This is a genomic window from Frankia sp. CcWB2, assembly GCF_977927585.1.
The window spans coordinates 1-6563 of record NZ_CDWRCM010000227.1 but is presented as its reverse complement, the minus strand read 5'-3'; the positions used below and the strand labels follow the sequence as shown (position 1 = coordinate 6563).

General features: G+C 74.0%; 5 protein-coding genes. 2 read left to right on the top strand and 3 right to left on the bottom strand.

The genetic code is table 11. The annotated features are described in order from the left end of the window. Positions 1-116 precede the first annotated feature (116 nt). Positions 117-890, top strand: a complete 774-nt coding sequence (fabI, locus tag ACY45C_RS18905; RefSeq protein ID WP_462188910.1) for an enoyl-ACP reductase FabI — start codon at positions 117-119, stop codon at positions 888-890. 70 nt (positions 891-960) lie between these two features. On the opposite strand, the gene ACY45C_RS18900 is transcribed toward fabI, so the two are convergent. Both ACY45C_RS18900 and ACY45C_RS18895 read right to left on the bottom strand, forming a co-directional pair. Continuing rightward, the gene (locus ACY45C_RS18900; protein WP_462188909.1) at positions 961-3804 is read right to left on the bottom strand and encodes a pyruvate dehydrogenase; all 2844 of its coding nucleotides are present in this window, start codon (positions 3802-3804) and stop codon (positions 961-963) included. Positions 3805-4045: 241 nt separating this feature from the next. Continuing rightward, positions 4046-4339, bottom strand: a complete 294-nt coding sequence (locus ACY45C_RS18895; protein WP_462188908.1) for a DUF167 domain-containing protein — start codon at positions 4337-4339, stop codon at positions 4046-4048. A 219-nt stretch (positions 4340-4558) separates the two neighbouring features. Between ACY45C_RS18895 and fabG the strand changes: the two genes are divergently transcribed. After that, positions 4559-5275 carry a 3-oxoacyl-ACP reductase FabG gene (fabG, locus tag ACY45C_RS18890; protein WP_462188907.1) on the top strand — a complete coding sequence of 239 codons (717 nt, stop codon included), beginning with the start codon at positions 4559-4561 and terminating at the stop codon, positions 5273-5275. Positions 5276-5340: 65 nt separating this feature from the next. Here fabG and ACY45C_RS18885 read toward each other — a convergent pair whose 3' ends face one another. Beyond that, the gene (locus tag ACY45C_RS18885) at positions 5341-6423 is read right to left on the bottom strand and encodes a cation diffusion facilitator family transporter (RefSeq protein WP_462188906.1); all 1083 of its coding nucleotides are present in this window, start codon (positions 6421-6423) and stop codon (positions 5341-5343) included. Positions 6424-6563 lie beyond the last annotated feature (140 nt).

The window sequence follows — 6563 nt, the reverse complement described above, 5'->3', positions numbered from 1 at the left end:
CCCTAGCGCCGAGCGGGCAACGGTGGGCGGGCGACGGCACCCGCCGCTGACGGCGGGGGCGACTTCCCGGCGGCGGTGTCGCTACCGGGACGGCGATGTTTGGGAGTATGCAGCCCATGAGCGGACTTCTCGAAGGCAAGCGCGTTCTCGTCACCGGGGTTCTCACGGAAGCCTCGATCGCATTCAGCGTCGCCCGCATCGCCCAGGAGCAGGGTGCGGCGGTGGTCCTCAGCGGATTCGGGCGGGGGCTGTCGCTGACCCGCCGCATCGCCAAGAGACTGCCCACCCCGGCGCCCGTCGTCGAGTTGGACGTCACCGACGAAGAGCATCTCGCGGTGCTGGCCGGGCAGGTGCTCGAACATGTCGACGGCCTGGACGGCGTGCTGCACGCGGTCGGGTTCGCACCTGAATCGGTGCTCGGTGGGAAGCCGTTCGTCGAGGCGGCCTGGTCCGAGGTCGGCACCGCCCTGCAGATCTCCACCTGGTCGCTGGCGTCGCTCACCCGGGCCGCCCTACCGTTGTTCGCTGAGAAGGCGTCGATCGTCGGCCTGGACTTCGACGCGTCCGTCGCCTGGCCGTCGTACGACTGGATGGGCGTGGCGAAGGCCGGCCTCGCCTCCACCACCCGCTACCTCGCCCGTGATCTGGGACCCCGGGGCGTGCGGGTGAACCTCGTCGCGGCCGGCCCGCTGCGGACCATGGCGGCCAAGAGCATCCCGGGCTTCAGCCAGTTCGAGGAGATCTGGGACGGCCGGGCGCCGCTTGGCTGGAGCGTCCACGACACTGCGCCGGCCGCCCAGGCCTGCGTGGCGCTGCTCTCGGACTGGTTCCCGGCCACCACCGGCGAGATCGTCCACGTCGACGGCGGCGTGCACGCCGTCGGGGTCTGAGCGCGGCTGGCCGTCGGGGGCAGGGCGCGGCCGGCGTCCCGGGGCCCGGGTGTGGTGGGTCTGGCCCGGATCAGCCGGCCGTCTCGTCCAGCAGGTCCAGGGCCGTTCCGACGATCGTGTCCAGCTCCACCGGTGGGCGGCGACGGCGGTCCCGCGACGAGGCCGTGTCCCGCCGGGCGAGGTTGCCGCTGCCGGCGTGGCCGGCGGCGCCGGAGGTCGATGAGCCCGGGTCGGTGTCCCCCGGCGGCCCTCCCGGCGGCCCGGAGGCCTCCGGCAGTGGCGCGCTCGAACCGAGGGCGGAGATGGGATCTCCGTGGACGCCGGCGAGGAAACTCAGGGCACGGGGGTCCCCGTCGACCACCGTCACGATCGGGGTGCGCCGGTCCGCGGGGAACACCTCGGTGAGCAGGGCGTCGGAACCCTCGGCCAACCCGCGCCGGGCCTGCAGCGCGTGGAACATCGCGTTCGGGGAGGTCACGCACACGACCGTGATCTCTCGGCCGAGGCCGGCGCGTAGCTCCGCCGCGGCGTGCAGCACCTCCGGCATGACCGCACCCACCCCGACGAGGGTGAGCGCGGCGTCGGGGCCGCCCTCGTGGAGCCGGTACCCTCCGGCGAGGACCAGGGCCCGGCGTCGGTGCCGTTCCAGCGCGTCCACGGGGACCTCGGCGAGGCGCTGATCGACCGGGCGGGCGGAGAGCCGGATCACGCAGGAGGTGCCGTCGAGGCGGGCCAGCCCGCCGAGGCCGGCCAGCAGGCACCAGGCGGGATCGTGCGCGAAGGCCGGTTCCCACGTCGCGGCCACCGGGGCGGGGACGACGTTGCCACCGTTCCAGGCCAGGTTGCGGACGACCGGGTCGAGACCGGTGTCCGCCACGGCGAGCATCGATCGGGCGTCCGCGGTGGCGCCGGCCATCCAGCCGGGCAGTACCCGTCCGACCGCCACCTCGTCGGCGACTCCGACGGGCAGCAGCGGCAGACCCTGGCGGCTCCAGGCTACTCCCAGTGAGGCCAGCACCCCGCCGAAGGCCGTGGCCGACAGGCCTCCGGCCACATGCCGGCCCGGTTGTTCCCCGTCGGTCCGGTCCGCCGCGGCCAGCCAGCCGGCGAGGACGGGGTCGGCGTTGCGCGTGCTGATGGTCAGCACCGCGGCGGCCGCCTGGGGCGCGAGCCGGGGTAGGTCCCGCAGCATCTCGCCGAACGCCTCCCGGGTGGAGATCCATGCCGGGAAGCGGTGGTCGGAGTCGGTCGGCACGGGTGGGGCCGCGCCGAGCGGCACCGGCACCCGGTCCAGGTAACCGGCGACGTGCTGGGCGAGGCGGTGGGCCGCGGCGTCGTCTCCCGGCGGGAGGGCCGGGCGGGTGCCACCGCCGGCGGCCGGCGCCGTGCCCGGTCCGGCGGACGGGGCCGCGGACGCGTGGCCGGCGGTCCGTCCGCTGTGGATCTGTTCGCTGCGGATCTGTCCGCCGTGGGTCCGTTCGCCGTGGGAGCGATCCTCTCGGGCGAGCTCGTCGCTGGTGTAGGCAAACAGGACCGTGGGCCGGTCCGCCGCGACTTCATCGAAGGCGTCGATCAGCAGGGGGAGGTCGTGGCCACCGAGATCGCGCAGGCAGGCATGGATCTCGTCATCGGTGAGGGTGTCCAGCAGGCGGCTGATGCCGGCGCCGGACGCGCCGGGCCCGGCGAGGCGGCGGCGCAGGTCGGCTCCGTGGGCCTGCAGCAGCGCGCGGTACTCGCCCATCGGGAGCTGGTCGAGGCGGTTGCGAAGCGCGTGACCGTCGGGGGCCCGGAAGAGCGCCTCGAGGACGCGTCCGTACCGGACGGTGAGCACCTGCCAGCCGGCGGCTTCGAACATGCGCGCCGCGCGGGCGGGCTTGCCGATGCCGCCGACCGGTCCGGCCGGCGCGGAGCCGGACACCGTCACCACCCAGAACAGCTCGCCGAGATGGGCGATCCGCTCATCGGTGATTGTTTCCCAGACGGTCGGGTCGTGCAGCTCGGAGTAGTCGATCAGACAGATTTGCCGACCCTGGGGAGTCCGGTCGAAGCGTTCCCCGGCATAACGGCGGGCCAACGCCGCCCAGACCGTCCCGCTCGGTCCGATGTTGCCGGCGCCGAGGGCACGCAACGGCCGACCATCGGGCCCGGAACGGACCCCGTTCGGACGGATCTCACCCGGCCGGGCCTGGGGGAGCCGGTAGACGGCGGGGACGGGTGATGCGGCCGCCGTCTCCTCGGCCGTCGTCTCCTCAGCCGTCGGCCTGGCGTGCGCCAGGACGTGATGGACGGCATGGATCAGCGGGGCGGCGCGTGGAGTCACACTGACGCGGTCCTCGGCGCGCAGGGCGTCGAACCACAGCACCGTGGCGATGCTCGACACCGAGGCCACGGCCGCCCGTTCCGACTCGGCGGCGACCGCGGACCGCTGCCCGGCGCGTTCGTCCCCGTCGATGATCCGGGCCGCGACGCTCCGCAGCCGCCGTTCCACGGCGGCCAGCGCGGCGCGGTCGAGTACGCCACCGGGCGGCCCCGGCATGGCCGGGTCTGGCATGGCCGGGTCTGGGGGCCCGGGGATGGCCTGGGCCGCGGCCGGCGAGGTCTGGGTTCCCACGACGTCGTCTCCGTTCGTCGGTCCGGTCGGGGGGCTGGCGGCTCCCGGCGGACCGCCCTCGGCCCGGTCGTCGCGGGTGACCCGGCGTTCGTGGGTGACCCGGTGTTCGCGGGCCCGGTCGTCGGTCTGGTCGTCGTGTGTGACCCGGCCGTCGGTCCCCGGCGCGGGCGGATCCACGGACCGGGCCGGGACCGGCCCCGCGGCGCCGTCTGGCGCAATGATCATCTCCCCCCGGCCGGAGCGCGTGTGCGCCGCCTCCACCGGTCTGACATCGGGCCTGCGCATGACCGGCCTACGTCCCACGACTCCGACCTCCCAAAGTCCGGACGTGCGGTGGTGCGGTGGTGCGGTGCCGGTCGGAGGTTGCGCCGCCGGCCGGATCGGCGGTGCCCGCCGCCGTCACATGGTGTGTCCGCGTCGGTATCCCACCTTCACCACGGTGGCCGTACCATTTCAGCATCCGCGTTCCATCGCGGTGGCGTTGGCCGTCGTGCGTCAGCCCGGTGATGCCGGGACTGCCGTGCCAGGACTGCCGCCCCGGCGGTCAGCCGTCCCGGCCGAGCTCGTCGATCCGGATCCGGAGCGCGGGCTCGTCGACCGGTGCCACCTCGACCTCGACGGCCTTGACTCGGCTGGTCGCGCCGCGGACCAGCCGGACGTCTCCCCGGCGCACCCGCAGCGCCGCGCACAGGGCCCGCAGGGCGGCTTCGGTGGCCCGGCCGTCAACGGCCGGCTCGGTGACCCGGACGACCAGCAGCGGGCCGTGCAGCGGGTCCTCGCGCCGGCGGCCCACCGCGGTCCGCCCGGCGCCCGGCTGAACTCGGATCATCAGACGCATGCGCGCATCGTCCCCCCGGATCGTCCCGCCCGAGCGACCATCCCGCCCGGATCGTTCCACCTGTGTCGACCATCCCGCTCGCGTGACCGGTCCGCGTGACCGGTTCGGGGCGGCACCAGGGAGGATCGCGAGGGTGGCCAAGCCGATGCCGGTCGGCGGTTGAGGCGTCATCGTCGGCGGACACCGGGATTCGACGCGGTGGCCGCTACCATCCGACTCATGGGCGCAAATGAGGGTCGTGTCGCACTGGTAACAGGTGGTAATCGGGGGATCGGCGCCGCCTGCGCCGCCGCCCTGGCGGCCGCGGGTGAGCGGGTCGCGGTCGCCAGCCGCGGGGGCACCGCCCCCGAGGGGATGCTGGGCGTCCGTCTGGACGTCGCCAACAGCGAGAGCGTCGACAGGGCGTTCATGGAGGTCGAAGCCGAGCTCGGGCCGGTGGAGATCGTGGTGTCCAACGCCGGCATCGTGCGGGACACCCTGCTGGCGACGATGAGCGAGGACGCGTTTCAGGAGGTCGTGGACACGAACCTGCTCGGCGCCTACCGGGTGGCCAAGCGTGCCTCCCGGCCGATGATGCGGCTGCGCCGGGGTCGGCTCATCTTCATCTCCTCCGTCGTCGCCTCCGTCGGCGGCCCCGGCCAGTCCAACTACGCGGCGTCCAAGGCCGGCCTGATCGGCTTCGCCCGTTCCCTCGCCCGCGAGCTGGCTCCGCGCAACATCACCTCGAATGTGGTCGCTCCGGGGCCGATCCGGACCGACATGACCGACGCGCTGACCGAGGCGCAGCGGGAGCAGCTCACGGCCAGCATCCCCGGTGGCCGCATGGGTGAGGCCGAGGACGTCGCAGCCCTCGTCGCCTTCCTCGCCTCCCCGCAGGCCGGTTACATCAACGGTGCGCTGATCCCCGTGGACGGCGGGCTGAGCATGGGGCACTGAGTTGAGCACGGGGCACTGAGCACCGCTTCGGCGGCACCGTGATCGAGTGTGATCGGCGTTGCGGCTTAGGGGACCGTCGTGGCGGCGTGGTGGTGGGCGGGGCTGGTGTGGATGGTGGCGGCGGACAGGCGGCGGATGCGGCGCAGCAGGTGGGCTTCGGCGGCGTGGGCGAGGTCGTGAGCGGCGGTCAGGGTCAGGTTCGCATCGACGGTGACGTCGGCTTCGGCGCGCAGGGTGTGGCCGATCCAGCGCAGCCGCAGCTCGCGGACGGCCTCGATGCCCTCGGTGTGCAGGAGTGCCCTGGTGGCTTCGGCGACCACGGCGGGGTCGACGGCGTCCATGAGCCGGGCCCCGACGACGCGGGCGGCGGAGCGTAGGACGCCGAGGATCGCCAGGGTGATCGCCAGGCCGATGGTGGGGTCGGCCCAGTGCCAGCCCACCGCGACACCGGCGGCGCCGAGGAGCACCGCGAGGCTGGTGAGACCGTCGGTGCGGGCGTGTAGGCCGTCGGCGACGAGGGCGGCGGAGCCGATCTGATGGCCGACCCTGATGCGGTAGCGGGCGACGATCTCGTTGCCGAGGAAGCCGACGAGCCCGGCCGCGGCGACCGCTCCCAGATGGTCGACGCGCTGGGGGTGCAGGAGGCGGTCGATCGCGGCCCAGGCGGCGAGCGCACTCGACAGGGCGATCATCGCGAGGACGGCGAGGCCGGCGAGGTCCTCGGCGCGGCCGTAGCCGTAGGTGAACCGGGCGGTGGCCGGGCGGCGCGCCACGGTGAAGGCGATGAGCAGGGGGACCGCGGTGAGCGCGTCGGCGACGTTGTGCAGGGTGTCGCCGAGGAGCGCGACCGATCCGGACAGTGCCACGACGGCGGCTTGCAGGGCGGCGGTCAGCCCGAGACCGGCCAGGCTGATCAGGAGGGCGCGGCGGCCGGCGGTGTCGGCTTCCAACGCGTCGCCGATCTGGTCCGCCGGATCGTGGCTGTGCCCTCCGGCCAGGTCTGACAGGCCGTGACGAAGCCGCGCCCACCGCCCGCTCGCGTGGTGGTCATGCTGTCCGCCGTGCGGGTGCCCGCCGTGATGATGCCCGTGCCCGTGGGCGTGAGCGTGGCCATGGGTGGGGAGCTCATGCTCGTGGCCGCTGTTCATGTTCCGCGACGATAGACGAAAACGATCAATGCGGCATGGTGGCAGCTGCCATCCCATCGCACCTGCGTCCTGGTGCGTACCGCGGGCCGCTGGTGCCGGTTCGGTTGCTCGTCTGTGCCCACCCCCCAGGGCACGTAATG